Annotated in this window: 21 protein-coding genes; 11 read left to right on the top strand and 10 right to left on the bottom strand. The window is 69.1% G+C overall.

The window, feature by feature from the left end:
* Nucleotides 1-47 precede the first annotated feature (47 nt).
* Nucleotides 48-761 carry a TetR/AcrR family transcriptional regulator gene (locus FHS55_RS07620; RefSeq protein WP_246339918.1) on the bottom strand — a complete coding sequence of 238 codons (714 nt, stop codon included), beginning with the start codon at nucleotides 759-761 and terminating at the stop codon, nucleotides 48-50.
* 153 nt (nucleotides 762-914) lie between these two features.
* On the opposite strand from FHS55_RS07620, the gene FHS55_RS07615 reads away from it, so the two are divergent.
* From FHS55_RS07615 to FHS55_RS07580, 8 genes are all read left to right on the top strand, one after another.
* Nucleotides 915-1,997, top strand: coding sequence for a putative urea ABC transporter substrate-binding protein (locus FHS55_RS07615; protein WP_183189084.1), 1,083 nt, complete (start codon nucleotides 915-917; stop codon nucleotides 1,995-1,997).
* Between the two features lie 266 nt (nucleotides 1,998-2,263).
* Nucleotides 2,264-3,082, top strand: coding sequence for an ABC transporter permease (locus tag FHS55_RS07610; RefSeq protein ID WP_183189083.1), 819 nt, complete (start codon nucleotides 2,264-2,266; stop codon nucleotides 3,080-3,082).
* Nucleotides 3,083-3,934, top strand: coding sequence for an ABC transporter ATP-binding protein (locus tag FHS55_RS07605; protein WP_183189082.1), 852 nt, complete (start codon nucleotides 3,083-3,085; stop codon nucleotides 3,932-3,934).
* Nucleotides 3,935-3,939: 5 nt separating this feature from the next.
* The gene (locus FHS55_RS07600; protein WP_183189081.1) at nucleotides 3,940-5,253 is read left to right on the top strand and encodes an NtaA/DmoA family FMN-dependent monooxygenase; all 1,314 of its coding nucleotides are present in this window, start codon (nucleotides 3,940-3,942) and stop codon (nucleotides 5,251-5,253) included.
* Between the two features lie 166 nt (nucleotides 5,254-5,419).
* On the top strand, nucleotides 5,420-5,917 hold the full coding sequence (locus FHS55_RS07595; RefSeq protein ID WP_183189269.1) for a flavin reductase: 498 nt from the start codon (nucleotides 5,420-5,422) through the stop codon (nucleotides 5,915-5,917).
* Nucleotides 5,918-6,344: 427 nt separating this feature from the next.
* A complete protein-coding gene (locus FHS55_RS07590) occupies nucleotides 6,345-7,331 on the top strand; it encodes an ABC transporter substrate-binding protein (RefSeq protein ID WP_183189080.1) in 987 nt (328 codons plus the stop codon).
* Nucleotides 7,332-7,572: 241 nt separating this feature from the next.
* Nucleotides 7,573-8,376 (top strand): ABC transporter permease, encoded by an 804-nt coding sequence (locus FHS55_RS07585; protein ID WP_183189079.1) that lies wholly within the window; start codon nucleotides 7,573-7,575, stop codon nucleotides 8,374-8,376.
* Between the two features lie 28 nt (nucleotides 8,377-8,404).
* Complete coding sequence (locus tag FHS55_RS07580; protein WP_183189078.1) at nucleotides 8,405-9,259, top strand: ABC transporter ATP-binding protein; 855 nt, start codon at nucleotides 8,405-8,407, stop codon at nucleotides 9,257-9,259.
* Nucleotides 9,260-9,304: 45 nt separating this feature from the next.
* Here FHS55_RS07580 and FHS55_RS07575 read toward each other — a convergent pair whose 3' ends face one another.
* The 5 genes from FHS55_RS07575 to FHS55_RS07555 form a co-directional block, all read right to left on the bottom strand.
* Complete coding sequence (locus FHS55_RS07575; protein WP_210286880.1) at nucleotides 9,305-10,447, bottom strand: alpha-hydroxy acid oxidase; 1,143 nt, start codon at nucleotides 10,445-10,447, stop codon at nucleotides 9,305-9,307.
* A 61-nt stretch (nucleotides 10,448-10,508) separates the two neighbouring features.
* On the bottom strand, nucleotides 10,509-11,816 hold the full coding sequence (locus FHS55_RS07570) for a phosphotransferase (protein WP_183189077.1): 1,308 nt from the start codon (nucleotides 11,814-11,816) through the stop codon (nucleotides 10,509-10,511).
* On the bottom strand, nucleotides 11,813-12,835 hold the full coding sequence (locus FHS55_RS07565; RefSeq protein WP_183189076.1) for a zinc-dependent alcohol dehydrogenase: 1,023 nt from the start codon (nucleotides 12,833-12,835) through the stop codon (nucleotides 11,813-11,815). The genes FHS55_RS07570 and FHS55_RS07565 overlap by 4 nt, the downstream gene beginning before the upstream one ends.
* Before the next feature lies 1 nt (nucleotide 12,836).
* Entirely contained in the window at nucleotides 12,837-14,165 is a 1,329-nt protein-coding gene (gene hisD / locus FHS55_RS07560; protein WP_183189075.1) for a histidinol dehydrogenase, read from the bottom strand.
* Between the two features lie 132 nt (nucleotides 14,166-14,297).
* Nucleotides 14,298-15,068, bottom strand: a complete 771-nt coding sequence (locus tag FHS55_RS07555) for an SDR family NAD(P)-dependent oxidoreductase (RefSeq protein ID WP_183189074.1) — start codon at nucleotides 15,066-15,068, stop codon at nucleotides 14,298-14,300.
* A 425-nt stretch (nucleotides 15,069-15,493) separates the two neighbouring features.
* On the opposite strand from FHS55_RS07555, the gene FHS55_RS07550 reads away from it, so the two are divergent.
* From FHS55_RS07550 to FHS55_RS07540, 3 genes are read left to right on the top strand one after another with little or no spacing between them, the layout of a single operon-like run.
* On the top strand, nucleotides 15,494-17,629 hold the full coding sequence (locus tag FHS55_RS07550; protein WP_183189073.1) for an FUSC family protein: 2,136 nt from the start codon (nucleotides 15,494-15,496) through the stop codon (nucleotides 17,627-17,629).
* Entirely contained in the window at nucleotides 17,626-17,961 is a 336-nt protein-coding gene (locus tag FHS55_RS23900; protein WP_425485792.1) for a DUF1656 domain-containing protein, read from the top strand. The genes FHS55_RS07550 and FHS55_RS23900 overlap by 4 nt, the downstream gene beginning before the upstream one ends.
* Nucleotides 17,958-18,839 carry an efflux RND transporter periplasmic adaptor subunit gene (locus FHS55_RS07540; protein ID WP_183189072.1) on the top strand — a complete coding sequence of 294 codons (882 nt, stop codon included), beginning with the start codon at nucleotides 17,958-17,960 and terminating at the stop codon, nucleotides 18,837-18,839. Before FHS55_RS23900 ends, FHS55_RS07540 begins: the two co-directional genes overlap by 4 nt.
* A gap of 58 nt (nucleotides 18,840-18,897) precedes the next feature.
* On the opposite strand, the gene uraD is transcribed toward FHS55_RS07540, so the two are convergent.
* Genes uraD through pucL form a run of 4 tightly spaced genes read right to left on the bottom strand, consistent with a single transcriptional unit; the run spans nucleotide 18,898 to nucleotide 24,204 of the window.
* Nucleotides 18,898-19,785, bottom strand: a complete 888-nt coding sequence (gene uraD, locus FHS55_RS07535) for a 2-oxo-4-hydroxy-4-carboxy-5-ureidoimidazoline decarboxylase (RefSeq protein ID WP_183189071.1) — start codon at nucleotides 19,783-19,785, stop codon at nucleotides 18,898-18,900.
* Nucleotides 19,786-19,787: 2 nt separating this feature from the next.
* A complete protein-coding gene (locus tag FHS55_RS07530; protein ID WP_183189070.1) occupies nucleotides 19,788-22,514 on the bottom strand; it encodes a molybdopterin cofactor-binding domain-containing protein in 2,727 nt (908 codons plus the stop codon).
* Entirely contained in the window at nucleotides 22,511-23,335 is an 825-nt protein-coding gene (locus tag FHS55_RS07525) for an FAD binding domain-containing protein (RefSeq protein ID WP_183189069.1), read from the bottom strand. Before FHS55_RS07525 ends, FHS55_RS07530 begins: the two co-directional genes overlap by 4 nt.
* A 29-nt stretch (nucleotides 23,336-23,364) precedes the next feature.
* Nucleotides 23,365-24,204: a factor-independent urate hydroxylase gene (gene pucL, locus FHS55_RS07520; RefSeq protein WP_183189068.1), complete on the bottom strand. Its 840-nt coding sequence runs from the start codon at nucleotides 24,202-24,204 to the stop codon at nucleotides 23,365-23,367.
* Between the last annotated feature and the right edge of the window lie 48 nt (nucleotides 24,205-24,252).

The raw sequence follows: 24,252 nt of genomic DNA, 5'->3' as shown, positions 1-24,252 counted from the left end.
ATGATGGTAATCATCTAATCACCAGTCCGTGAGCTATATCCGTGTGGTTACGGCTCTTTTCGCCGCTCCGCCCGATGCCCTGCCGCAGCGCCATCCCCCACGCCGAGCATGCCGCCCACCAGATCCGCGAGATCGCGTATATCGTCCTCGATGCGATCGTCCCGCCGGCTGGCGGAGGCGTAGAAGATGCCGTCGAGCATGAGGCCGATGCGTCGGGCAACGCGCGGAACGTCGAGCGGACCGAACCGCCCGGCCTCGATCCCCCGTCGCAGCGCGCCTTCCAGCACCCTTTTCTCGCCGTCATAGAAGCCGGCGATCAGCCCGTCGATTTCCTCGTCGCGGATGTTGGAATTCGCATAGTCCGCCATCAGCTTGACCATCTGCTCAAGGGTGGCGGCCAGCTCGATATGGGTGTCGAGCCAGGCGAGAATCTCCGCCAGCGGCTCCAGCCCGGCGGCCCGGCGCGCCTCGTAGCTCACCACGAGCTGCTCGATCGCATGGCCGAGCGCGCGGCGCACGAGGTCGTCCTTGTTGTCGAAATAGTGGTAGAGAAGCCCGACATTGATGCCGCACGCCTGCGCGATGTCGCGCACCGTGACGATCGAATAATGCTGCTGCGCGAACAGCTTGAGCGCCGTCTGCAGGATGATCGCGCGGCGCTCGGCCGGCTGCAGGCGCTTGCGCGCGGGCTTGGCGTCGGCCGTGGCGGCCATCGCGATGGCCGGCGTTGCAGCCGACCTTGTAGCCGATATGGCGGTCATGCTCGTCCCCTCCGTAGAACTACGGATTTTTTGCCTTGCCTATGTGCTATGCGTGCTCATTTGTTAGGCTTGCAGCAGATATTAAGTCCCCGTTTAATAGCCTGGTCCCGCCCGCAACGCGACATCTTCGTTCCGCGACCAGGAGCCCGTCCCATGAAGCGCATCCTCAGGGCCGCCGCCCTGTTCGCCGGCCTCACCGCCGCGGCCCTCGCCGGTGGCCTGCCGGGTTCGGCCCAGGCCGCCCCCAAGAAGAACTTCAAGCTCGCCTACACGGTCTATATCGGCTTCATGCCCTTCGCCTATCTGAAACAGTCCGGCATCATGAAGAAGTGGGCGGACAAATACGGCATCGATGTCGAAATCATCCAGGCCAATGACTATGTCGGCTCGGTGAACCAGTTCATCGCCGGCGAGATCGACGCGGTCGGCGTCGCCTCCATGGACGGCCTCACCATGCCGGCCGCCGGCGGCGTGGATACCTCGGTCTTTCTCATCACCGATTATTCCAACGGCAACGACATCGTGCTGTCGAAGACCGCCAAGAGCGTGAAGGACTTTGCCGGGCAAGACGTCTACCTGCTGCAATATTCCGTCTCGCACTATCTCCTCAACCGCGCGCTGGAGAAGGAAGGTGTCGATCCGGCCTCGGTCAAGACGGTGAACATCTCCGACAGCGAGGTCTCCGCCGCCTTCGTCTCGCAGCCCGACATGAAGCACGCCGTGTCGTGGAAGCCGCTCACCGAGGACATGCTGAAGGTCAAGGGCACCACCAAGCTGTTCGACAGCTCGCAGATCCCCGGCGAGATCATGGACGTGTTCATCGGCAAGACCGATGTGCTCAAGGACAATCCGGACTTCGCGCGGGCGGTGACCGGCGCGTGGTACGAGGCGCTCGGCATCCTCAAGGAGGGCGGCGCCAAGGCCGAGGAGATGCGCGCGGTGATGACCAGCGCCATGGGCACCGATGCCGGCGGCCTGCAGAGCCAGCTCGACACCACCCACTTCTTCTACACGCCGGCCGAAGCCTATTCCTTCCTGACCTCGGCCGAGAACGCGAAGATCTGGAACAGCATCCGCACCTTCTGCTTCCAGCAGGGCCTGTTCGGCCAGGGCGCCACGAGTGTCGATTCGATCGGCATCGAAGTGGCCGATGGCACGGTGCTGGGCGACAAGGCCAACATCAAGTTCCGCATCAATGCGACCTTCGCCAAGCAGGCCGCCGACGGAAAGCTGTGACGGCAACCCCGACCCTGTTCCCCGGACAAGCCGCGCATCGAGCGAAGCCGGTCCGGAGGCCAGCACGGGAGCGTGGCGAAGCCGCCGAATCCTGAAGAAGCGCCTGCGGCGGAGTTATGCGCTGGATCCCGGCTCGGCGCTTCGGCTGCGCCTGCGCGGGACCGGGACACGCGAATCGACACGCCGCCGCCGCCAGGCATCCCCCTCAACGACCCGCATCGCGGGCCACCTCTCCCCGACGGGGAGAGGAATGTAGAGGCCACACCATGCGCCGCATCATCAATTATGCGCCCCGCGCCGGCGGGCGGGTGATCCTCGCCGCCCTGCCCTTCGTGGCGGTTCTGGCGATCTACCTGATCGCCTCGAATGCGCGGCTCGCGGTCGAGCCGAACGACAAGCTGATGCCCGCCTTCGCCACCTTCTGGGCGACGCTGACGCGCCTGGCCACGACGATCGACAAGGCCACCAATCAGTACCTGTTCTGGTGGGACACCTGGCTCAGCCTGCAGCGGCTGTTCCTCGGGCTCGGCATCTCGGCGCTGGCCGGGCTGGTGCTCGGCATATTGGTCGGCTTCATCCCCTATCTTCGCGCCACGTTCGAACCGTTCTTCGCCGCCTTCTCGCTCATTCCCCCGCTTGCCGTGCTGCCGATCCTGTTCATCCTGTTCGGCCTCGGCGAAGTCTCCAAGATCGTGCTGATCGTGTTCGGCATCGCGCCCTTCATCATCCGCGACGTGATGCTGCGCGTCGCCTCCCTGCCCGCCGAGCAGATCATCAAGGCGCAGACGCTCGGCGCCAACACATGGCAGATGATAGCCGGCGTGGTGCTGCCGCAGGTGATGCCGCGCCTCATCGATTCCGTGCGCCTCTCGCTTGGCGCGGCGTGGCTGTTCGTCATCGCGGCGGAGGCGATCACCGCCGAGGGCGGGCTCGGCTACCGCATCTTCCTGGTGCGGCGCTATCTCGCGATGGACGTGATCCTGCCTTATGTCGCCTGGATCACGCTGCTCGCTTTCCTCATGGACTACGGCCTGCGCAGGCTCGCGGCCGCCGCCTATCCCTGGGACCGGATCAAGGCGGCCTGAATGACCACGATCATCCTCGACAATGTGTGGAAGGAATATGAGGACCGCGTGGTGCTGGAGCGCGTCAATCTCGCGCTCGACGACCACGAGTTCCTCGTCATCATCGGCCCCTCCGGCGTCGGCAAGACCACGCTGCTGCGCATGCTGCTCTCCCAGGAGCAGCCCTCGCGCGGACGCATTCTGATCGACGGCGAGCCGATCGCGGCCGAGCCCACCGCCGATCGCGGCGTGGTGTTCCAGCGTTACTCGGTGTTCCCGCACAGAACCGTGCTGGGCAATGTGATGCTGGGCCCGCAATGGGCCGGCGCGCCTGTCCTCGGGCGCTTCTTCGGCGCCCGCCGGCGCGAGCTGGAAGCGCGCGCCATGGCACTGCTGGAGCGGGTGGGCCTCGCCGATTCCGCGCATAAATACCCCGCCCAGCTCTCCGGCGGCATGCAGCAGCGCCTGGCGCTGGCGCAGGCGCTGATCCTGAAGCCGAAGGTGCTGCTGCTCGACGAGCCGTTCGGCGCGCTCGACCCCGGCACCCGCAGGTCGATGCACGAACTGGTGCGCGACCTGTGGGAGGAGAACGCGATGACCATCGTCATGGTCACGCACGACCTCTCGGAGGCCTTCCTGCTCGGCACCCGCGTGATCGCCGTCGACAAGCCGCGCCGCGACCCGCAGGCGCCCGAACGTTTCGGCGCCACCATCGCCTCCGATTTCGAGGCCAAGTGCCGGATCGTGCGCGAAAGCCGGCGCTTCGAGACCGAGCGCGAGCGGGTGCGCCTCGCCCTCGTCCCGCCCGCCTCCACCGACCCGAATTCCCTGCCCGGCGACGTCTCCCCCGCCCGGGCGCTCGTGAAGGACTGATCGCAATGGCCGACAAGCGCTTCCACCTCGCCTGGTTCATGAACTTCACGCCCGACGAATGGCGCGAGCCGTTCGGCCAGGGCGGCAATCCGTGGGACGGCCAGTTCTATGTCGAGATGGCGCAGTCGCTGGAGCGGGCCTGCTTCGATCTCATCATGATCGAGGACAAGCTCATGGTGCCGGAGACCTATGGCGGCTCGCGCGACCTCTCGCTCAAGCACGCCATGATGGTGCCGAAGGCCGATCCCGCCCCGCTCGCCGTGGCGATGGGCATGGCGACCCGGCATCTCGGCGTGGTCGCCACCCTGTCCACCATGGCCTACCCGCCCTTCATGCTGGCGCGGCTGTCCTCCACCATCGACAGCCTGACGAAGGGCCGCTTCGGCTGGAACGTCGTCACCTCGGCCGAGGACCTGATGGCGAAGAATTTCGGCATGGACAAGCTGCCCCCGCGCGAGGACCGCTACGCCATGGCCGAGGAATATATGGAAGTGGTCGGCAAGCTGTTCGATTCGTGGGAGCCCGACGCGGTGGTGCTGGACCGCAAGAACGGCATCTATGCCGATGGCTCCAAGGTTCACACCATCGACCACAAGGGCACCTATTATCAGGTGCGCGGCCCGCTCAACACCGTGCCCTCGCCGCAGCGCCGCCCGGTCTACCTGCAGGCCGGCGCCTCCCCGCGCGGGCGCGACTTCGCCGCCCGGCATGCCGACGCCATCGTCTCGGTGGCCAATGGCGTGGAGGGCATGAAGGCGTTCCGCGCCGATATCCGCGCCCGCGCCGAGAAGCTCGGCCGCGACCCGGACGAGATCAAGGTGTTCTTCTGCATCTGCCCGAGCCTGGGCGAAACCGAAGCGGAAGCGCGCGCGCGCTACGACAATGTCACCATGTCGGACAATTTCGTCACCGACGTGCTGATCTCCATCTCCGCCATCACCGAGATCGACTTCGCCCAGTACGACCTCGACAAGCCGCTGCCGGAAAAGCTCGTCACCAATGGCGAATCCGGCACGCTCGACAAGTTCCAGCAATGGGGCTCGGGCAAGACGCTGCGCCAGCTGGCGGCGGCGGGCGGCGGCGGCCTCGTCTCCTCCATGGAGCTGATCGGCACGCCGGCGCAGGTCGCCGAGCAGATGGGCGCGGCGATGGACGAGGTGGGCGGCGACGGCTTCCTCATCACCACGCCGGTGCTGCGGGTCTCGCGCCGCTACATCGCGGAAATCTGCGACGGGCTGGTGCCGGAGCTGCAGCAGCGCGGCCTCGTGCGCCGCGAATACAAGCACCAGCTGCTGCGGGACAATCTGCGCGAATTCTGAGCCGCGCCGGCCCGCCTCTGCCCCTCACGCCGGTCCGACCCCGGCTCCTCTTTCCGGTTCAACATGGAGCATGCCCATGGCGACGTGCAATCCGCACCCGCACCCCGCCCCCCGGACCACGCCGGCCGGGCTGGCGCCTACCGGCACGGCTGCAGCCACCGGGGCGATGGCGCCGGTGGCGCGTCAGGATTATCGCGACGCCATGGCGCGGCTCGGCGCGGCGGTCAACATCGTCACCACCGACGGGCCGGGCGGGCGCCACGGGTTCACCGCCTCGGCGGTGTGCTCGGTGACCGACAGCCCGCCGACCCTGCTGGTGTGCCTCAACAAGGGCTCGTCCGCCGCGGCCACCTTCCACGCCAATGGCGTGCTCTGCGTCAACACGCTGGCGCCCGAGCACGAGGAATTGTCGCGGCTGTTCGGCGGCGGCACCCCGCCGGCCGAGCGCTTCACGGCCGGGCACTGGCGCCGCGCGGCGACCGGGGCGCCCATGCTGGTCGGCGCGCCGGCGGCCTTCGACTGCCGCATCACGCGGACGGTCGAGGTGGGCACGCATGACGTGCTGTTCTGCGAAGTGGTCAACCTGGCATCCGATGGCGGCCGGGGCGGGCTCATCTATTTCGGCCGCCGCTATCACGCTGTGGGAAGCGGGGGCGAGGAGTAACGGCCGCGCAAGGGCTGCGGCGCGCCGACCATGGCGCCCGATTTCGCGGCATTCTGGCGCGGGCCGGGCCGGCGCAGGCCGCGAGTGCAGACGCGGCAACAGGCTGCAGTCCCTCGCTCTTCGGTTCTCGCCGCCGGTTCGGGGGGAGCCACGCGACGGTCGGCGAGTGACGAGCGAATAAGCGCGGCCTGCTCAAAACATGGACGTGCCTGATTGTTGAATCCGGCTTAGCGTTTCCCCGCCGCCGAACAGTGCGCTTCCGCGCAACCGGGGAGCTAACTACCTGCCATCAGGCTTGTTTCGCGGTTCTAAGAATAGACACTTTCGAGCCCGGCCGACCAGACGACCGCCCAACTGCATCACCGGTTTCACGCCGCCCCCGGAATGTGCCGACGCCGGCCGGATGCCGGTTCCAGAGGAGAGAACAATGCTGACGAAGACCTTCCGCCGGTGCCTCGCCGGTGCCTTTGCCGGGGCCGTCCTCGCCGCCGGTGCCGCCCAGCCCGCGCTCGCGGGCAAGATCTCCATCGGCCATACGGTGTGGGTCGGCTATGGCCCGCTCTACCTCGCCAAGGAGCTCGGCTACTTCAAGGAGAACGGGGTCGACGTCGATTTCCAGGTTGTCGACGATTCCGCCCTCGCCATGGCCGCGCAGGCCGCCGGCAAGCTGGACGGCACCGCCACCACGCTGGACGAGATCCTGAAGTATCGCTCCGACAATTTCTGCTTCAAGGCGGTGGCGCTGTTCGACGAGAGCCATGGCGGCGACGGCATGGTCTCGGTCAAGGAGATCAACTCGCTCAAGGAGCTGAAGGGCAAGACCGTCGCGCTGAACGAGGGCTCGACCTCGCAGTTCTGGTTCTCCTACCTGCTCAAGAAGGAAGGCATTCTGCTGAAGGATGTCGAGGTGCTCAACATGAGCGCCGACGCCGCCGCCGCCGCCTTCATCGCCGGCCAGGTGCCGGTCGCCGTGACCTGGGAGCCCAACCTCACGCTGGTGAAGACCAAGAATGTCGGCAAGGTGCTCACCGACAGCGCCGCCACGCCGGGCGTCATCGTCGACGTGCTGGAAATCTCCTGCTCGGTGCTCAAGGATCGTCCGGCGGACGTGAAGGGCTTCGTCGCCGGCCTGCAGAAGGCGGTCGACTACATCAAGACCAACCCCGACAAGGCCTATGCCATCATGGCCAAGGGCGTGGGCGGCTATCTCAAGGAGCCCAAGGACTTCGCCGACGCCGCCTCGGGCGTGAAGTTCTACGACAAGGCGATGACGGTGGAATATCTCGGCACCCCGGACAAGCCGGGCAAGGTGACCGAGGTGATCACGCTCGGCAACGAGATCTGGACCGACCTCGGCAAGATCAAGAAGCCGGTCGGCTATGCCGAGATCATCGATCCCAGCTTCACCCAGTGATCGGAGCGACGCCCGACGGGTCTCCTCCCCCCCTCTCCCGGTACCGAACCCGGCTGTTGCCGCGTTCGGTGCCGGGAAGGCAGAAGCCGGAAGCATCCGGCTTCTGCGGAGGGGGGCGAGGGCGAGGGGCTCTGCCGCTCCGCGATGGCGTCGCCCCTCACCGACCCGCTTCGCGGGCCACCTCGCCCCGACGGGGAGAGGAAATGACGAGTTGGACACATAGACTGAACTGAGAGGCTTCATGGCCCGCAAGCGCTCCCTCATCGATGCCTGCCTCACCCCCAAGAGCGAGGTGCCGGCCAGCCTGCGCTACGCCGTCTCCACGCTCACCTGGCTGGCGGTGATCGGCCTGTGGTCGCTGGCGACCTATGGCGGCTTCATGAAGGACATCTTCCTGCCCTCGCCGACCGCCGTCATCGGCGCCTTCTTCCGCCTGTTCGAGGACGGCACGCTGCAGCAGCACATCTGGGCCAGCCTGCAGGTGGTGGTGATCGGCTTCCTCATCTCCTCCCTCATCGCCGTGCCGCTCGGCCTGCTGATGGGCACGTTCCGCGTGGTTCAGGCCGGCCTCGAACCGCTGGTCAACTTCATCCGCTACCTGCCGGTGACCTCCTTCGTGCCGCTGTTCATCCTGTGGATCGGCATCGGCATCGAGCAGCGCATCATGGTCATCTTCTTCGGTACCTTCTTCCAGCAGCTGGTGATGATCGCCGACGTCTCGCGCGGCGTCTCGAAGGACCTCCTGAACGCCTCCTACACGCTCGGCGCCTCGCGCCGCGACGCGCTGCTGCACGTGCTGACCCCCGCCGCGCTGCCGGGCATCGTCGACACGCTGCGCATCACCATGGGCTGGGCCTGGACCTACCTGGTGGTGGCGGAACTGGTCGCGGCGTCCTCGGGGCTCGGCTACATCTCGATGAAGGCGATGCGCGGCTTCCAGGTCGACGTCATCTTCCTCGCCATCGCGGTGATCGGCCTGCTCGGCCTGTTCACGGACACGGTATTCCGGCTGGTGCGCCTGCGGCTGGTGCCATGGGCGAACTGATCCTCCTCAATCCGACCGGGAGCGCACGATGAGCGTCGTTCAACTGCAGCGCGAGACCTCGCCGGCGGAAGCCGGCATCGGGACGGCGACGTCTGGTGCCAGCGCCACCGAGCCGCGCCTGCGCATCAAGGATGTGCGGCTGGAATATTCCACGCGCGGCAAGAATGTCGTCGCCATCGACAACATCTCGATCGACGTGCCGGACAACCAGTTCGCCGTCATCGTCGGCCCCTCGGGCTGCGGCAAGTCGAGCCTGCTCTATCTCGTCGCCGGCCTCGCAGAGCCGACCTCGGGCGAGATCCTGCTCGGCAACGAGGAAGTGGACGGGCCCGGGCCGGACCGGGGCATGGTGTTCCAGTCCTACACGCTGTTTCCCTGGCTCACCGTGCGCGAGAACGTGGAATTCGGCCTCAAGCGCCGCCGCATGCCGGCAAAGCAGCGTGAGGAGATCGTCAACCGCTATCTCAACGAGACCGGCCTTGCCGCCTTCCACGACGCCTACCCCAAGCAGCTCTCCGGCGGCATGATGCAGCGTGTGGCCATCGCCCGCGCGCTCGCCAACGACCCGAAGATCCTGCTCATGGACGAGCCCTTCGGCGCGCTGGACAGCCAGACCCGCAACTCCATGCAGAAGCTCCTGCTGCGTGTGTGGGAGGAGAACCGCAAGACCGTCCTCTTCGTCACCCATGACATCGACGAGGCCATCCTGCTCGGCGACCGCATCTATGTGATGACCGCGCGCCCCGGCCGGCTGAAGGAGGAGATCATCGTCCCCATCCCCCGTCCGCGCTCGATGGACATGGTGATGGATGCGGAGTTCATCGCCGTGAAGCGCCGGATCCTCGACCTGCTCAAGAACGAGATCAAGGACGACGAGCATTAGACCACGCGCGGGTCTGATTGCCGCGCGATCGGACGACAACCACGCTCAGCGCGGACGCAGCGCCGCCCGCCCGCGGCGCTTCAGTTCGTCGATCGAGGAGAGGCCCATCAGCCCCAGCGTGAGGCTCACTTCCTCGCTCAGATGGGCGATGATGCGGGCGACGCCGGCCTCCCCGGCGGCCGCGAGGCCATAGACATAGGCGCGCCCCAGCAGCACCCCGGAGGCGCCGAGCGCCAGCGCCTTGACGATGTCGGCGCCACGGCGGATGCCGCCGTCGAACAGGATTTCCAGGCTGTCGCCCAAGGCCTCGGCGATGTCCGGCAGCGCGGCGATGGTGGAGGCGGCGCCGTCGAGCTGGCGCCCGCCATGGTTCGACACCACGATGGCGTCGACGCCGGCCGCGCGGGCGGTCAACGCGTCCTCCCGCGCCAGAATGCCCTTGAGCACCAGCCGCCCGCCCCAGCGCGCGCGCAGGTCGTCGATATCCTTCCACGACAGCCGGGTGTCGATGCGCCGCGAGAGATGGCTCGCCTGCTCCAGCACGCCCCGCCCGAATTCCGGCCGATGGGCGATGGCGCCCACTTCCGGCCGGCCGGCGCGCAGCATGTCGAGGCTCCACAGCGGCCGCATGGCGAATTTCAGCGCGAGCGCGGGGGTGATGCGGGTGAGCGAGCGGAAGCCGTTGCGCACATCGCGTTCGCGCACCGAGGTGATGGCGGTATCGACCGTGACGAACAGCGTTTCGACGCCGGCCGCGCGTGCCTGTTCGAGCAATTCGTCGCCGATGGCGCGGTCGCTCATCACATAGAGCTGGAAGGCCAGCGGCCCGCTCGTCTCCTGTCGCAGCTGGCCCAGAGAGGCGATGGAGAAGGTGGAGAGGCACAGCCCGATGCCCGCCGCATGCGCCGCCTTCGCCGCGGCCACTTCGCCATGGCCGGCATAGAGGCCGAGAAAGCCGACCGGCCCGAGCATGAAGGGCAGCGGATGATCGGTGCCGAGGAAGCGGGTGGTGAGGTCGCGCGTCGAGACGTCGTTGAGCACGCGCTGCACCAGCGTCCAGCGGGCGAAGTCGGCGCGGTTGGCGGCCAGCGTCTCTTCCGCGAAGGCGCCGCCGTCGACATAATCGAAGAAGATGCGGGGCAGCCGGCGACGGGCGGCACGGCGGGCATCCTCGACATTGACGATCATGATGGGGCGACTCGCAACGGGTTCGGCTGCGCCTGCTTATAAGCCGTCCGGTCGCCGTCCGTCATTGATCGGGATCGATGCTGTCGAGGAAGCGCGTGACCATATCCTCGCCGTCGCGGGGCTCGCTCCCCGTCATCACCGCCACCGACAGCCCGATCAGCGACGACACCGGCGTATGCGAGCGGGCACCGGCGCGCAGGTTCATCACCAGCGTCGGGCAGAGGAACAGCCCGAGGCGGACGACCTCGCGCCAGTCTTCCGGCAGCAGTGCGCGCCCCTTCAGGGCAATGAGCATCGGGCGCCAGACCTCGCGCGCCTTCACCTCCAAAAGCTGCGTCCGCACCGGCGACAGCGCCCAGTCGGTATCGACGACAAGCAGTCCCGGCTCCAGCCGCGCCGCCGCGCTGAACCACTGCGTGGCGAGCGCGGGGTCGTAAAGCCAGAACGGGTGCGCGAACACGTTGTGGAAGGTGGCCTTCACCTCGGCGAGCAGGCTCGGCACATTCGCCCCGGCAAAGGCGGGATCGAAGAAGGTGAGCCGCGGCCCCTCGCGTGTCGGGGTGAACCAGACATTGGCATTGTGCGCATCGCCATGGGCGACCACGCCGCCCGCGTCCGCCAGAAGCACCGGCAGCAGCCGCGCCGCTGCGGCATCGAACAGCTCGGCCAGCGTGCGGGCATAGGTCCGCCCGTTGACGCGAAAGCGCCGGGTGGCGAGATCCTCCCAGCTCAAGTCCACGCCAGGAAAGGCGAAGGACCGGCCGATATAGAAGTCCTTCAGCCGCCCGCCGGGATAGCGCGGCGGCTGATCGTTGCCCGGCCGGTCGACCAGCCGCTCGTGAAACAACCGGTGGATCGGCTCGGCACCGGCCTCCTCCGGGGTGATCGGGTGCAGGGTGGCGAGATAGGTCGCGGTGAGCCGCTGCGACAGCGCGCTCTCGGCCGCCACCGCGCTCGCCCGCACGGCCGCGTCGTCGGCAAGGTCCAGCGCGCGCAGCACATCGGAAAAGCGCGGCTCCTCGCGCCGGCGATAGACTAGGATCTGTTCGCCCGGCAGGGTGGAAACATGCACCGGCTGATCCACCGGCAGGCCGGCGCGGCTGAGGATATCGGCGCGGTAATACTCGCCGGTCATGCCCTCCTCGCCGTCCTCCTGGTGGAACTTGAAGAAGAAGGCGCCGTCCGGCGTCTCGAAGAAGCCGTTCAGCGAATTGAGGCTGTACGGGTCGAGATTGATGCGGAGATTTTCAGGTTCCAGCCCGAACAGGTCGCGCAGCAGCGCGGCGAGCGGCGCGCATGCGGCGAGCGGATCGAGCAAAGCGAGCGCGCGGATCTGCGCCGTGCGGCTTGGCGCGTCACGGGTGCTCATGCGGGCACGCCGCCGGGCCGGATGATGGTCTTCAGGCCCTGCGCCTCGCCCTTCAGCAACCGCGCATAGGCGTCCGGCACCGCGTCGAGGCCGATCTGCCGGTCGATCAGGCGGGCGAGGTCGCCGGCCAGCTGCGGCAGCCGCGCCACCGCCTCCGTCAGCTCATCGGTGAAGGCGTGGCAGCCCACGAGGTCGATCTCGCGCTCGACGAGGAGGTTGGGATCGAGCGCCAGCCGGCCGTGATAGATGCCGACCAGCGCCACCCGCGCGCCGCCCGCCACCGCGCCGATCAGCGCGTCCAAAGCCGCCGGGCTGCCGGTGGCTTCAACGGCCGCGCCCGGCAGCCGGCCGCCCAGCGCGGCGCGCAGGGCGTCGGCGTCCAGCGCAGTGACGCTGCCGCCCGTGACCTCGGCGACCCGCACGGCGCGGGCGGCGTTGCGGTCGGCGAGGAGGATGGGGCCATCATGATCGCGCGCCAGCACCAGCGCCGCCAGCCCGCCGATCGGCCCGCAGCCGACCACCAGCACCGGCTCGCCGTGTCGCGGCGCCAGTCGGCGCACCGCGTGCAGCGCCACCGCCAGCGGCTCGGCCATCGCCGCCACGGCCGGGTCGATGAAGGGGGCGAGGGGCAGCAGCAGCCGGGCCGGCAGCACGATCTCCTCGGCGAAGCCGCCGTCGCAGGCCTCGCCGACGAAGCCGAGCCGCTCGCACAGGTGGCGGCGGCCCGTGCGGCAGGCCGGGCATTCCCCGCACCAGACGCGCGAATCCGCCACGACGGTATCGCCCACCACAAAGCCTTCGACGCCGTCCCCGAGCGCCGCGACCACACCCGCCAGCTCATGTCCGGCGATGGACGGGGCGCGGGTGATCCACTGCCCGGTGCGGTAATTGTGCAGGTCCGAGCCGCAGATGCCGGCGGCGGTGACGGTGAGCCGCACCCAGCCCGGCACCGGCGCGCCGGGGGCGGGCACCGCCTCGACGCGCAGGTCGCCCGCGCCATGCAGCCGCACCGCCTTCATCTCAGCCGCCCTTCAGCAGCGCGTCGCGGATGTCGGAGACCGCATTCTCGTGGCTGGAGAACCCCTCATAGCGCGCCAGCCGGCGGGCATGGCCGGCAAGCTCGGGATAGGCGGTGCCGGTGACATAGCCGATGGAGGAACGCTTGAGGAAATCCGTTACCGAGAGCGGCCCATAGGTGCGCGCCCAGCGGCTGGTCGGCAGCACCGCGTTCGGCCCCAGCACGAAATTGCCGATCGTCACCGGCGTGTAGGGGCCCATCAGCACCTCCGCCGCCTCGGTGATGCGGCCCAGATGCGCGAACGGGTCGGTGGAGAGGATTTCCAGATGCTCCGGGGCGTAGGCATTCACGAAATCGATGCTCTCCTCCACCGAGGAGGTCAGCACGATGCCGCCGCACGGGCCGGTGAGCACGGCTTTGGAGAAGGCGACGCGCTGGGGCGTCATGCGCGCCCAGTGCTCCGGCAGCGCCTTCCGCGCGGCCTCGGCCACCTCCCGCGAATGGGTGACGAGATAGGCGGAGGAATCCGGCCCGTGCTCGGCCTCGATCAGAAGGTCGAGCGCGGCGACCGCGCCGTTCACCGTGCCGTCCGCGAAGATGAGCGCCTCGGAGGGGCCCGCCGGCAGGCCGGTATCGATGATGTCGGACAGAAGCCGCTTGGCCGCCACCAGCCAGGGCGAGCCGGGGCCGACGATCTTGATCGCCCGGCCCACGGTCTGCGTGCCATGGGCGACCGCTGCCACCGCCTGCGCGCCGCCGCACTTGTAGACCGTCTCGACGCCGGCCAGCCGTGCCGCCACCAGCGTGGCCGCATCCACCCCGCCATCCGCGGTGGGCGGGGTGAGAATCGCGATGTTCGGCACCTTCGCCACGCTCGCGGGCACCGCGGTCATCATGGTGACGGAGGGAAAGGCCCCCTTGCCGCGCGGCACGTAGAGCGCCACCGATTCGATCGGCGTCCAGCGGTCGCCGGCAAAGGCGCCGGGACGGATTTCCTTCAGCCACATCGGCTCGGGCGCCTGCTCCTCGTGGAAGCTGCGGATATTGGCAATGCCGAAGCGGATGGAATCGATCACCTCGGGGTCGACCGCCTTGAAGGCGGCATCGAACTCTTCTTCCGTCGCCTTCAGCCGGCCGGCGGTGATGTCCGCCTTGTCGAAATCGCGGCCGAAGCGGGCGAGCGCCTCGTCGCCTTCCAGCCGCACCGCCTCGATGATGGGACGCACCTTCTCGATGAAGCCGGAGAGATCGGTTTCCGAGCGCTTGAGCAGCGCCGCGCGGGCCGTCGCGTCCAGCGTGGCGAGCTCGTGGAAATTGCAGATGTCCGACATGGCCGAAATCCTCACCGCCCCGATAAAGGGCGAGTATGTACAGACATAAGCTCGCGCTCGGGAGGCCAAAGATTGCGCGGCCTCTGCCCAAGGCGCAGGCGTTTCGACGGATGCGGGCCAGATCGGGGCCGCTCAGATCGAGGCGAGAAAGCCGCCATCGACCGGGAAGCACTGGCCGGTAATGTAGGCGGAGGCCCCGGACGCCAGGAAGATGGCGATACCCGAGAGATCGCCCAGTTCGCCGAAGCGCCGCATGGGGATCTTGGCCCGCATCGTGGCCTGCCACGCGTCATCGGCATAGAACACGTCGGTCATATCGGTGCGGAAATAGCCCGGCGCGATGGCGTTGACGCGGATGCCGAGATCGGCCCATTCCGCCGCCAGCGCCCGCGTCATGCCCAGCAGGCCGGTTTTCGAGGAGCCATAGGGCACGGCGGTGGGAATGCCGACCTCCGAGGTGAGCGAGCACAGGTTGATGATGGCGCCGCCGCCCGCCTCCTTCATCACCCCCGCCGCCGCCTGGGCGCAGAAGAAGGCGCCCTTGAGATTGGTGTCGAGGATGCGGTCCCACAGTGCCTCGTCCACCTCCAGCGAGGGGCGCACCTCCTCCATGCCGGCATTGTTGACCAGGATATCGAGCCCTCTCAGCGCCTGCGCGGCCTCCGCGACGCCGGCGCGGCAGCGGGCGACATCGGTTACGTCGAGCGCGAGCGGCACCGCCCGCCGGCCCAGCGCGGCAATGTCCTCCACCGTTTGCGCTAACGAGGAGGCCGCGCGCGCCGTCACCGCCACATCCGCGCCGGCGGAGGCGAGAGCGGTGGCGATCTGCCGGCCGATGCCACGGCTGGCACCGGTGACGAGCGCCGTGCGGCCGGTGAGATCGAACAGGGGATGCGTATTCATGGTTCAGGTCCCGGCAGGCAGCTGGAGCATATTCGAGCGGAGCGGTTTCCGGTTGGCAGCGACAAGGCGTTGCAACCGTGCCGGAAATGTCCGCGGAACGCGCGTTGGGCGGTCATCTTCGAGGACGCGCGGACCAAGCTCAAGCGGTTCCGCCACGTCGCCACCCGATTCGAGAGATCCGCCAGCCCCTCACCGCCGTCTCGTGCGTCGCGGCCATCCGGTGGGCTGTTCAAGCCTCCGCGTGTCGCAAGAGGTTACCTCCGCTCACGCGGCAATGCTTGTCGTGTTCCGCCGACCCTGCCGGAAGGCGTTGCCGCCGCCGTGCCGCGTCACCGCCCTCTCCATGCCGCTTGGCAGGAATCGCCGGGCTGGCGATAATGCCGGCGGGGGACGGGGTCGGCCGCTCCCATGCGCGGGGAGGCGCCATGAGCGTGGCTGAGACGGCCCGCCCCGATGGGTGGCGGCCCTTCCCGATCGATCTGAGCTGGCGCAACTGGGTGTTCGCGCTGCGCACCGCGCTGGCGGGCGTGACCGCGCTCGCCATTGCCTACTGGCTGGAGATGCAGGACCCGCAATGGGCGATCCTGACCGTCTACCTGCTCGCCCAGTCCACCTCCGGCGCCGCGCTGGCCAAGAGCGTCTATCGCATCTACGGCACGCTTGCCGGGGCGGCCATGGGCCTCGTTTTCCTTGCCCTGTTCGCCGAGTCGGGTCCGCCGCTGGTCGGCTGCGTCGCGCTGTTTGTCGGCCTCACCTTCTATCTCGCGGCGCGGCTGGCCAATTTTGCCGCCTATGCCTTCATGCTCGCCGGCTACACGGCGCTGCTGGTCGCGCTGGAGGGCTCGGCCGACCCGATGAACGCCTGGTCGATCGCCGCCGACCGTACCGGCGAGATCGTCATCGGCATTGTCTGCGGCACGGTCGCCACCGTGCTGATCCTGCCGCGCTATGCCGGCGACGCGCTGCGCGAGCAGATGGCCGCGCTGTTCCGCCAGCTCTGCCGCTACGGCGCGGTGGCGCTGCAGCCGGACATGCCGTTCGCGACCTTCGTGGCGCTGCGCCGGGAGATGGTCGACGCCGTCGTCAAGTTCGACGCGCTGCGCTCCTATGCCGTGTTCGAAGCTCCGGAGCTGCGCGCCGACGATGTGCTGTTGCGCCGCACGCTGCGCGAGTTCCTGCGCGTGCTGGCGGTGGCGCGCGGCCTGTTCGTGCGGATCGACGATTTCCGCGTCGAGGGCGCGGGACCGGTGGTCGAGCAGGTGAGGCCGGCGCTGGAGCACACCCGCGCGACGCTGGAGCGGCTGGCTGCCGACCCTTCCGCCTTTGCCGATCCCCACCGCGTGCGGCGCGATCTTCTGGCGGCGCGCGGCCAGCTCGACGCGGCGGCCTTGCAGCTCCAGGCCATGGCCGGCGCGGTGCCGTTCGCGCCGCTGGCCAACGGGCTGCTGATCCTGCGCCGCGCCGGCGACCTCCTGCACGGACTGTCTTTGGTGATCGTGTGCGAAGCCGCCAGCCTTCGCAGGCGCGGGCGCGGCACCTTGCGCATCCCGGCCGAGGCGATGCCGGCGACGGCGCGGCGGGAGGCCATGCTGGTGGGCCTGCGCGCCGCGCTGGGCGTGGTACTCGCCTCAGCCTTCTGGGCCGGCAGCGAGTGGAACCAGGGGTTCGGCGCCGTCACCGGGCTGGGGCTGATGCTGTTCTTCTCGGTCAACCAGGACCGGCCAGGCAAGCTCGGCCTGCCAGTGCTGATCTGGAGCGTCCTCGCCATGGCCGCCGCCTATGCCGCCATGGTGTTCGTGCTGCCACGGCTGGAGGGCTATGGCGCGCTGGCCATCTTCCTCGTCCTGGTGCTGCTGCCCGGCGGGCTGATGGCCGGCACGCCCGCCTATGTCTGGCAGGGCATCATCTTCGCCGGCTTCCTCGCCGACCAGATCGGCACCGGCAACTTGTTCCAGCCCGATGAACTCACCTTCTTCAACACGAATCTCGCCTTCGTCGCGGGCATGATGGCCGGGCTCATGCTGTTCGCGCTGTTCCCGGTGACGTCGCAGGCCTCGCGGCGCCGGGCCTGGGCCGAGATCGTCGGCCGCCTGCTCCCCATGGCGGCGCGCGGCGAGCGGCACGAGCGCCGGGTACTCGGCGAGATCGTCGACATGCTGGCGCAACTGCTGCCGCGCCTGTCGCTCGACCGAAGCGGCGATGAAGACTTCCTGCGCGGCACGCTGGGCGCGGCCTCCTGTGCGCTCGAACTGGGCCGGCTCAACCGCCTGCGCCTCGAACCGGCTTTGCCGCCAGCGGCGGGCGAGGCGCTGGCACGCTTCCTGACGCGCTTCGCCGCCGTTCTGGAGACATGGCCGCGCGCCGGCGCGCGCCTGCCCGACGCCGTCGCGGAGGCCGAGGCGACGGTGGCGACGGCACGCGCTATGCTGGAGGCGCTCACGCTGGCGCCGGGCTCGGCGGCGGCGGCGCTGACCGTGCGGGCGGGAGCCTCGCTGCGTTTCATCGGCGATCGCTTCAGCATCGATCGTGCCTTCCTCACCCGCTCCTTCCGCGAGGCGTGAGCGTGCTGTTCCCGGCCCATCTCGCCTTCTTCACGCCCGAGGCGCTCGGCTTCTACCTACCGCCGCTGATGATGTGGGCGGTGCTTGCGCTGCCGCCCTTCCTGCTCCTGCGCTGGGCCATGGGGCGGGCGGGCTTCTACCGGCTGGTCTGGCACCGGCCGCTATTCGACGCCGCGCTGTACATCATCGTGCTCGGCGCGGTCATGCTGGGTCTGGCCATGCTCGGCCCAGCCACGTCGGGTATTGCCACGTCAGGCATTGCCACGTCAGGTCTTGCCACGCTGGATCCGGGCAGGCCCGGCTTGCCGCTTGTTGGAGAAGGACAGGCATGAATATCGGCGCCGTAGCCCTGCGGGTCGTCATCACCCTCGCCGCCGCCGCCTTGGCACTGGGGGTGGGCTGGCAGATATGGGTCTATTACACGCTCTCGCCGTGGACGCGCGATGCGCGGGTGCTGGCCGATGTGGTGGAGATCGCGCCCGATGTCTCCGGCCTCGTCAGCGCGGTCAACGTGGTCGACAACCAGCTGGTGAAGAAGGGCGACGTGCTCTTCGTCATCGACCAGCAGCGCTTCAAGGTGGCGGTCGCGCAGGCGAGCGCGCAGGTCGCGATGAAGCAGGCGGCGCTGCAATATGCGCGCGACAGCGCCAACCGCGATACCAGCCTGGTGCGCGAGGATAGCGAGGCGATCTCCATCCAGTCGGCGGAAAGCGCCACCACCTCGGCCGGCGAGGCACAGGCGGAGGTCGAGGCCGCGCAGGCCGCGCTGGCCACCGCGCAGATCAACCTCACCCGCAGCGAGGTGCGCGCGCCGGTGGACGGCTATGTCACCAACCTCAACGTCTTTGTCGGCAACTACGCCACGCAGGGACAGGGCGTGATCGCGCTGGTCGATGCGCACTCCTTCTATGTCTATGCCTATTTCATGGAAACCAAGCTGCCCTTCATCCGCGTCGGCGACCCCGCGCAGATCGAGCTGATGGCCGGCGGGGTGATCGCCCAGGGCGTGGTGGAGGGGCTCAGCCGGGCCATCGCCAACACGACGGACCGCAGCGGCCTGCTAGCGGATGTGAGTCCGCAATTCGACTGGATACGCCTTGCCCAGCGCATCCCCGTCCGCATCCGCATCGGCACGCTGCCGCCCGGGCTGGAGCTGACCGCCGGCATGTCCGCCACCGTGGTGGTGACGCCGCGACGCGCGAGCCCCTGATCGACGGCGCGGCGCTGGCCCGGCGCGGGTCCTTCCGCCGCGCGGAAACGCCGGCGCCTCAGCTGCCGCGATAGGTGGAATAGCTCCACGGCGTCACCACCAGAGGCACATGATAGTGCCCCTCGGGCGCATCGATGCCGAAGCGCACCGGCACCTCGCCGAGAAAGGGCTGGCCGGGCAGGTCGAGCCCCCGCGCGGCGAAATAGGCGCCGATATGGAACACCAGCTCATAGGTGCCCGCGCGCAGCGGCACCCCGCCGAGGAGCGGCGCGTCGGTGCGCCCGTCGGCATTGGTGTGCGCCTCCTTCAGCCGCGCCCGCCCGGAGGCGCCGACCTCATAGAGCTCGACGCGCACCCCTTGCGCCGGCCCACCCTTGTGGGTATCGAGCACATGGGTCGACAGCCGGCCCGCGACCGGCGGCGCGCCAGGGCCCTCCACTCGCTCGACGAGGCGCAGGCGGGTGATGTAGCCGATTTCGGCCAGCGCCGTGGCAAGCTCGGTCGGCCGGTCATGGGCGAGGCGCCGCTCGAAGGCGGCGAGGATGGCGTCGCGCGTCTGCCGGCGCACGCAGATGACGAAGGGAAAGCCGAAGCGCGCCCGATAGGCGCCGTTCAGCCGCTCGAAGCGCTCATACTCCCCGTCCGACAATCGGTCGAAGCCGAGCCCCGCCTGTTCGGACACCGAGGCGGGCGCGATGTCGCCCGCCCGCGCGGCCTTGCCGGCGAGGTCCGGATGGGCGGCGACGAAGGCCACCTGCTCGCCCTCCGGCCGCGCCCACACCGCCGCCATCAGCGCGGCGTGGAGATCGGCGATGCCGGCGAAGGGCCGCTCGATTGCCGCGTCCTCGGCCACCCACGGGGCGTGCTCGAAAATGCCGTCCAGCGCCGCGACGAAGCCAGCCGGGTCGAGCCCGTTGAGAGTGTCGAGGCTGATGCGGTCCACCATGTTCAGTCCTCGCTCGGTTCGGTCGGCAGAAGCGCGTAGAGCGTGTCCGCCTTGAAGGGCGGCGCCCGCAGGCGCACGCCCGTGGCATCGAAGATGGCATTGGCGAGCGCCGGCGCCACCGGATTATAGGGGCTCTCGCTCATCGACTTGGCGCCGAGCGGGCCGACGCTGTCATGCGTCTTCGCGAAAAACACCTGCGTGCGTGGCACGTCCGCGAAGGCGGGGATGTGATAGCCGCGGAAGCTGGGGTTGGTCACGGCGCCCTGCCCGTCCAGCATCAGATCCTCGTAGAGCGCGGCGCCGATCGCCTGCGCCACGCCTCCCTCCACCTGCCCCCGGCACTGCATCGGGTTGATGACGGTGCCGGCATCGGCGGCATGGACCGAGCGCAGGATGCGGATTTCGCCATAGCGCCGATGCACCGCGACCTCGAAGCCCTGCACGTTGAAGGCGACCGAGCGCGGCGAGCCCTCGGCCTCCCCGCGCGCCTCCAGCGGCGCCAGCGCGGCCAGCGCGGCCAGCGGCAGAGTTTGGACGCCGGCGCGCAGGACATCGGCCTCGATGCGGCACTTGTCGGGCGAAACGCCGAGGCGCGCCGCCCCCGCCGCCCGGATCGCCGCCGCCAGTTGCACCGCCGCGCGGCGCGTCGCCTCGCCCGCCACCACCGTGCCGGTGGAACCATAGGCGCCGGTATCATGGGCGACGATGTCCGTGTCGGACTGGCGCACCTGGATGTGCGCCACCGGCACGCCCAGCACGGTGGCGGCGATCTGCCGGTGCACCGTGGTGGTGCCGTTGCCGAATTCGGCGGTGCCTGTGAAGAGGTCGAAGCCGCCCCCCGCGCCGAGCACGAGGCGGGTCTGCGCCACATGGCCGCGCGGGGGAATGGTGTCGATCATCGCCGCCGCCATGCCGCGCCCGACGAGCCAATCCCCCGGCAGCGCCTCGCGACCCGGCGCGTCGAGCGCCTGTTCGACCCAGTCGAGGCACTGGTCGAGCCCATAGCTGCCCATCTCGACATCATGCGCGCCGCCGCCGGTCGAAGTCATCTCGTCCTGCGGGCCGATGACGTTGAGCCGGCGAAAGGCGAAGGGATCGAGGCCCAGTTTGCGCGCCAGCTCGTCCATCGCCGATTCCACCGCGAAGATGGTCTGGCTCAGCCCATAGCCGCGAAACGCCCCGCTCGGCAGGGAATGGGTATAGACCGCCCGCGCCTCGACCTTCTTGTTGGGGCAGCGATAGAGCGCGATGCACTCGCCCGCGCCGTGATACATCACCCCCGGCCCGTGATTGCCGTAGGCGCCGGTATCGAGCAGCATGGTGAGCGCGATGGCGGTGAGCCGCCCCTCGCGCGTGGCGCCGAGCTTCACCCCCACCCTCATCGGGTGCCGGCTGGTGGAGAAGGCGAACTGCTCGGGCCTTGTATATTCCAGCTTCACCGGCCGGCCGGTCTTCATCACGGCAAGGGCCACGATGTCCTCGGTGAGCATTTCCTGCTTGCCGCCGAAGCCGCCGCCCACCCGCTCGGTGAACACCCGCACCGCCTCGCGCGGCAGGTCGTAGAGCGTGGCCAGCGCATCGCGGGTGAGGAAGGGCGTCTGCGAGGAGGTGCGGATGACGAGCCGGCCCTCGCTATCGCGCCACCCGATGGCGCCGTGCGTTTCCAGATGCGCGTGCTGCACGCGCTGGCTCATGTACGTCGCCTCGTGCACGATATCGGCCGCGGCGAAGCCCGCCTCGACATCGCCGACCCCGCCCTGCAGTTCGGCGACGAGATTGCGCGCGGGATCGGCGATGCGCGATTGCGGCCCCTTGTCGCCATGCACGCGCGGCGCCCCCGGCTCCATCGCCGCCTGCGCATCGAACACGGCCGGCAGCCGTTCATAGTCCACGTTGACCGCCGCGCAGCCGGCTTCCGCCGCCGCCTCGGTCTCGGCGATGACGGCGGCGACGCGCTGGCCGACGTGGCGCATCACGGTGTCGAGCACGCGGGTGTCGTCGACATCGTCGGTGGCGTGGTGGTGGCGCGCGGTGGAAAACAGCCGCGCCGGCGCGTCCTCATGCGTCAGCACCGCGACGACGCCCGGCACCGCCAGCGCGGCCGCCGTGTCGATTCGCAGGATGCGCGCATGGGGATGCGGCGAGCGCAGGATCTTCATGTGGGTGAGGCCGGCGAGTTCTCCCTCGGGCGCCACATCCATGGTGTAGCGCGCCGCGCCGGTGACGATGGCCGGCCCGGCCGGCGCTGGCAGGCTGCGCCCGACCGACGCGCCGGCCGCGTCCGGCTCGACGGCGCACTGGCCCTCGACGGCGTCGGCGATGGCGCGATAGCCGGTGCAGCGGCACAGGTTGCCCTTGAGCGCGGCGGGCAGGTCGCGCATCTGCGCCTGGTCGAGCGCGGCGGCGGTCATCACCATGCCGGCGGTGCAGAAGCCGCACTGGAAGCCCTGCGCCTCGAGGAAGGCCTGCTGCATCGGGTGCAGGCCCGGCCCCTCGACCGTATCGGCCAGCCCCTCGATGGTGGTGACGGCATGGCCCTCCGCCCGAAAGGCCGGGAACAGGCAGGAATGCACCGGGCGCCCGTCCACATGCACGGTGCACGCCCCGCAATCGCCGGCATCGCAGCCCTTCTTGACGCCGAACCAGCCCAGTTCGCGCAGCAAGGTGCGCAGGCACTGCCCCGGCCGGGGCGCCACCTCGTATGACACGCCATTGACGCGAAACGTCACCCGGCACCCTCCGCCAGTTCGTCGCGGATCTCTTCCGCCAGTTCGCGCGTCATGTGGCGGCGCCAGTCCGGGCGGCCATGCATGTCGTCATAATAGAGCGCGTCGGGAATCGCCGCCGCGAGCTGCGAGGCGAGTTTGCCCGCGCCGGGCATCGCCTCGAAGCGCAGTTGCACGGGCCGGCGGGTCGCCGCCGTCACGGTGAGGGCGAAGCGGCCGTCGGGCGCCAGCGTTCCGATCAGCAGCACGCCGGAGCGCCCGAGCGGGGTGAGCGAGGCACGACGGAAGGCGGCCTGCCGGCGCAGCGCTTCGACCGGCAGTTCGATGGCACGCAGCACCTCGCCCGGCTCCAGCGCGTTGTCGAGCGGACCGCGCGCGAAATCGATCGCCGGCACGCGCCGCTCGCCGCCCTCCGCGCGCCAGATCACGCAGGTTCCCTCCAGCGCCGCGCAGAGCGAGATCATCGGCCCGGCCGGCAGCGCGAGGCAGAGATTGCCGCCCACCGTAGCCATGGACCAGATCTTGAACGAGGCGAGAAAGGAGCGGCAGCACGCGGCGATGAGCCCGGCGGCGCGCCAGTCCGGCGGCAGCTCGAAGCCATAGAGCCGCTCCACGGTGCAAGTGGCGGCGATGGACAGTCCCGAAGCACTCGCCTCAAGCGGCGGCCAGTCGAGGCCGGTGAGGTCGATCAGCCGCCGCACCCCCGGCTGCGGCTCGGAGAACAGCCAGGTGCCGCCGCCGAGTATGGCGTCTCCCGCCCCTGGCGGGGCGAATTCGCTGCGCGCGCGCGGCCGCACGATGGCCGTGACCGAGTTGAGATCCAAAAGCCTGCCCCCGTGAGCCTGTCCGTGCCTCAGCCACGCCCGATCGTGCACGTGATCTGGCCGTGCGGCTCGTCGGTCGGGGTGAAGACCTGACCGTCGAAGGCGCGGCCGAAGGGTGAGAGGTCGATCGGCAGGTAATGCTTGTTGGGGCAGGCGATGCTGATCTCGCGGATGTCCGGCACTGCCGCGAGCACCGCCTCGCCCATGAGATAGAGCGTGTTCTGCACGCCGGGGCTGAACGTGGTGGCGAAGACCTTCAGCGCGGCATCGAGCACGGCCTGGTTCGCGCTCTCATAGGAGCCCGGCACGCCCGACCACAGCCAGGAGGCATCCATGGCGGTGGCAAAGAGGCGGTCGGGCGTCGGCTTCAGCGTGGTCGCCTCGTCGAACCAGTAATCCTCCCAGGCCGACTGCGTGGTCTTGAGGAAGGTGAAGCCGCTGACGCCGGAGGAAAGCGTGGTGCCCTCGCGGGTAGCGGTGAGCTTCACCGTGGGCCGGCCATTGCCGTCCAGCACGAAGGCATGATCGTGCGGCGCCCCCTCGATCACGATGCGCGACCATTTGGTCTCGCTGGCGGTGACGCTCACACCGCTGACATGCGCGTAACGGTCGAGGAAATGGCGCGCGAGGATGCCGGCGAACACCTCGTTCTCCGCGCCGACATGGTCGCGGGCCAGGAAGTTGACGATGTTCTTGATCGAATCGGTCGCGATGACCGACCGGTTGTCGCCTTCCGTGTAGGACCCATCGAACGCGCCGGTCAGCAGCACCTCGACCGTGAGTTCGCGCACCTCGTGTCGCGCGCTGTCGCGCTTCACACGCATGATGCGCACCCGGCCCTTGCCGTAGCTGTTGCGGATAAGCGCCATTCCGTCCCCTCCCCTGCCTGAGCGGCCCCGGCTCTCACCCGGCCCGGT

The organism is Ancylobacter tetraedralis (genome assembly GCF_014195655.1).
In the GTDB taxonomy this organism is placed as follows: Bacteria; Pseudomonadota; Alphaproteobacteria; order Rhizobiales; family Xanthobacteraceae; genus Ancylobacter; species Ancylobacter tetraedralis.
The sequence above is the reverse complement of the archived record's forward strand: the minus strand, read 5'-3'. Positions and strand labels throughout refer to the sequence as shown.

Excerpts from the sequence above, each read along its gene's own strand:
- FHS55_RS07620 (WP_246339918.1), bottom strand. The coding sequence starts at position 761 with ATGACCGCCATATCGGCTACAAGGTCGGCTGCAACGCCGGCCATCGCG.
- FHS55_RS07615 (WP_183189084.1), top strand. The coding sequence starts at position 915 with ATGAAGCGCATCCTCAGGGCCGCCGCCCTGTTCGCCGGCCTCACCGCC.
- FHS55_RS07610 (WP_183189083.1), top strand. The coding sequence starts at position 2,264 with ATGCGCCGCATCATCAATTATGCGCCCCGCGCCGGCGGGCGGGTGATC.
- FHS55_RS07605 (WP_183189082.1), top strand. The coding sequence starts at position 3,083 with ATGACCACGATCATCCTCGACAATGTGTGGAAGGAATATGAGGACCGC.
- FHS55_RS07600 (WP_183189081.1), top strand. The coding sequence starts at position 3,940 with ATGGCCGACAAGCGCTTCCACCTCGCCTGGTTCATGAACTTCACGCCC.
- FHS55_RS07595 (WP_183189269.1), top strand. The coding sequence starts at position 5,420 with ATGGCGCCGGTGGCGCGTCAGGATTATCGCGACGCCATGGCGCGGCTC.
- FHS55_RS07590 (WP_183189080.1), top strand. The coding sequence starts at position 6,345 with ATGCTGACGAAGACCTTCCGCCGGTGCCTCGCCGGTGCCTTTGCCGGG.
- FHS55_RS07585 (WP_183189079.1), top strand. The coding sequence starts at position 7,573 with ATGGCCCGCAAGCGCTCCCTCATCGATGCCTGCCTCACCCCCAAGAGC.
- FHS55_RS07580 (WP_183189078.1), top strand. The coding sequence starts at position 8,405 with ATGAGCGTCGTTCAACTGCAGCGCGAGACCTCGCCGGCGGAAGCCGGC.
- FHS55_RS07575 (WP_210286880.1), bottom strand. The coding sequence starts at position 10,447 with ATGATCGTCAATGTCGAGGATGCCCGCCGTGCCGCCCGTCGCCGGCTG.
- FHS55_RS07570 (WP_183189077.1), bottom strand. The coding sequence starts at position 11,816 with ATGAGCACCCGTGACGCGCCAAGCCGCACGGCGCAGATCCGCGCGCTC.
- FHS55_RS07565 (WP_183189076.1), bottom strand. The coding sequence starts at position 12,835 with ATGAAGGCGGTGCGGCTGCATGGCGCGGGCGACCTGCGCGTCGAGGCG.
- hisD (WP_183189075.1), bottom strand. The coding sequence starts at position 14,165 with ATGTCGGACATCTGCAATTTCCACGAGCTCGCCACGCTGGACGCGACG.
- FHS55_RS07555 (WP_183189074.1), bottom strand. The coding sequence starts at position 15,068 with ATGAATACGCATCCCCTGTTCGATCTCACCGGCCGCACGGCGCTCGTC.
- FHS55_RS07550 (WP_183189073.1), top strand. The coding sequence starts at position 15,494 with ATGAGCGTGGCTGAGACGGCCCGCCCCGATGGGTGGCGGCCCTTCCCG.
- FHS55_RS07540 (WP_183189072.1), top strand. The coding sequence starts at position 17,958 with ATGAATATCGGCGCCGTAGCCCTGCGGGTCGTCATCACCCTCGCCGCC.
- uraD (WP_183189071.1), bottom strand. The coding sequence starts at position 19,785 with ATGGTGGACCGCATCAGCCTCGACACTCTCAACGGGCTCGACCCGGCT.
- pucL (WP_183189068.1), bottom strand. The coding sequence starts at position 24,204 with ATGGCGCTTATCCGCAACAGCTACGGCAAGGGCCGGGTGCGCATCATG.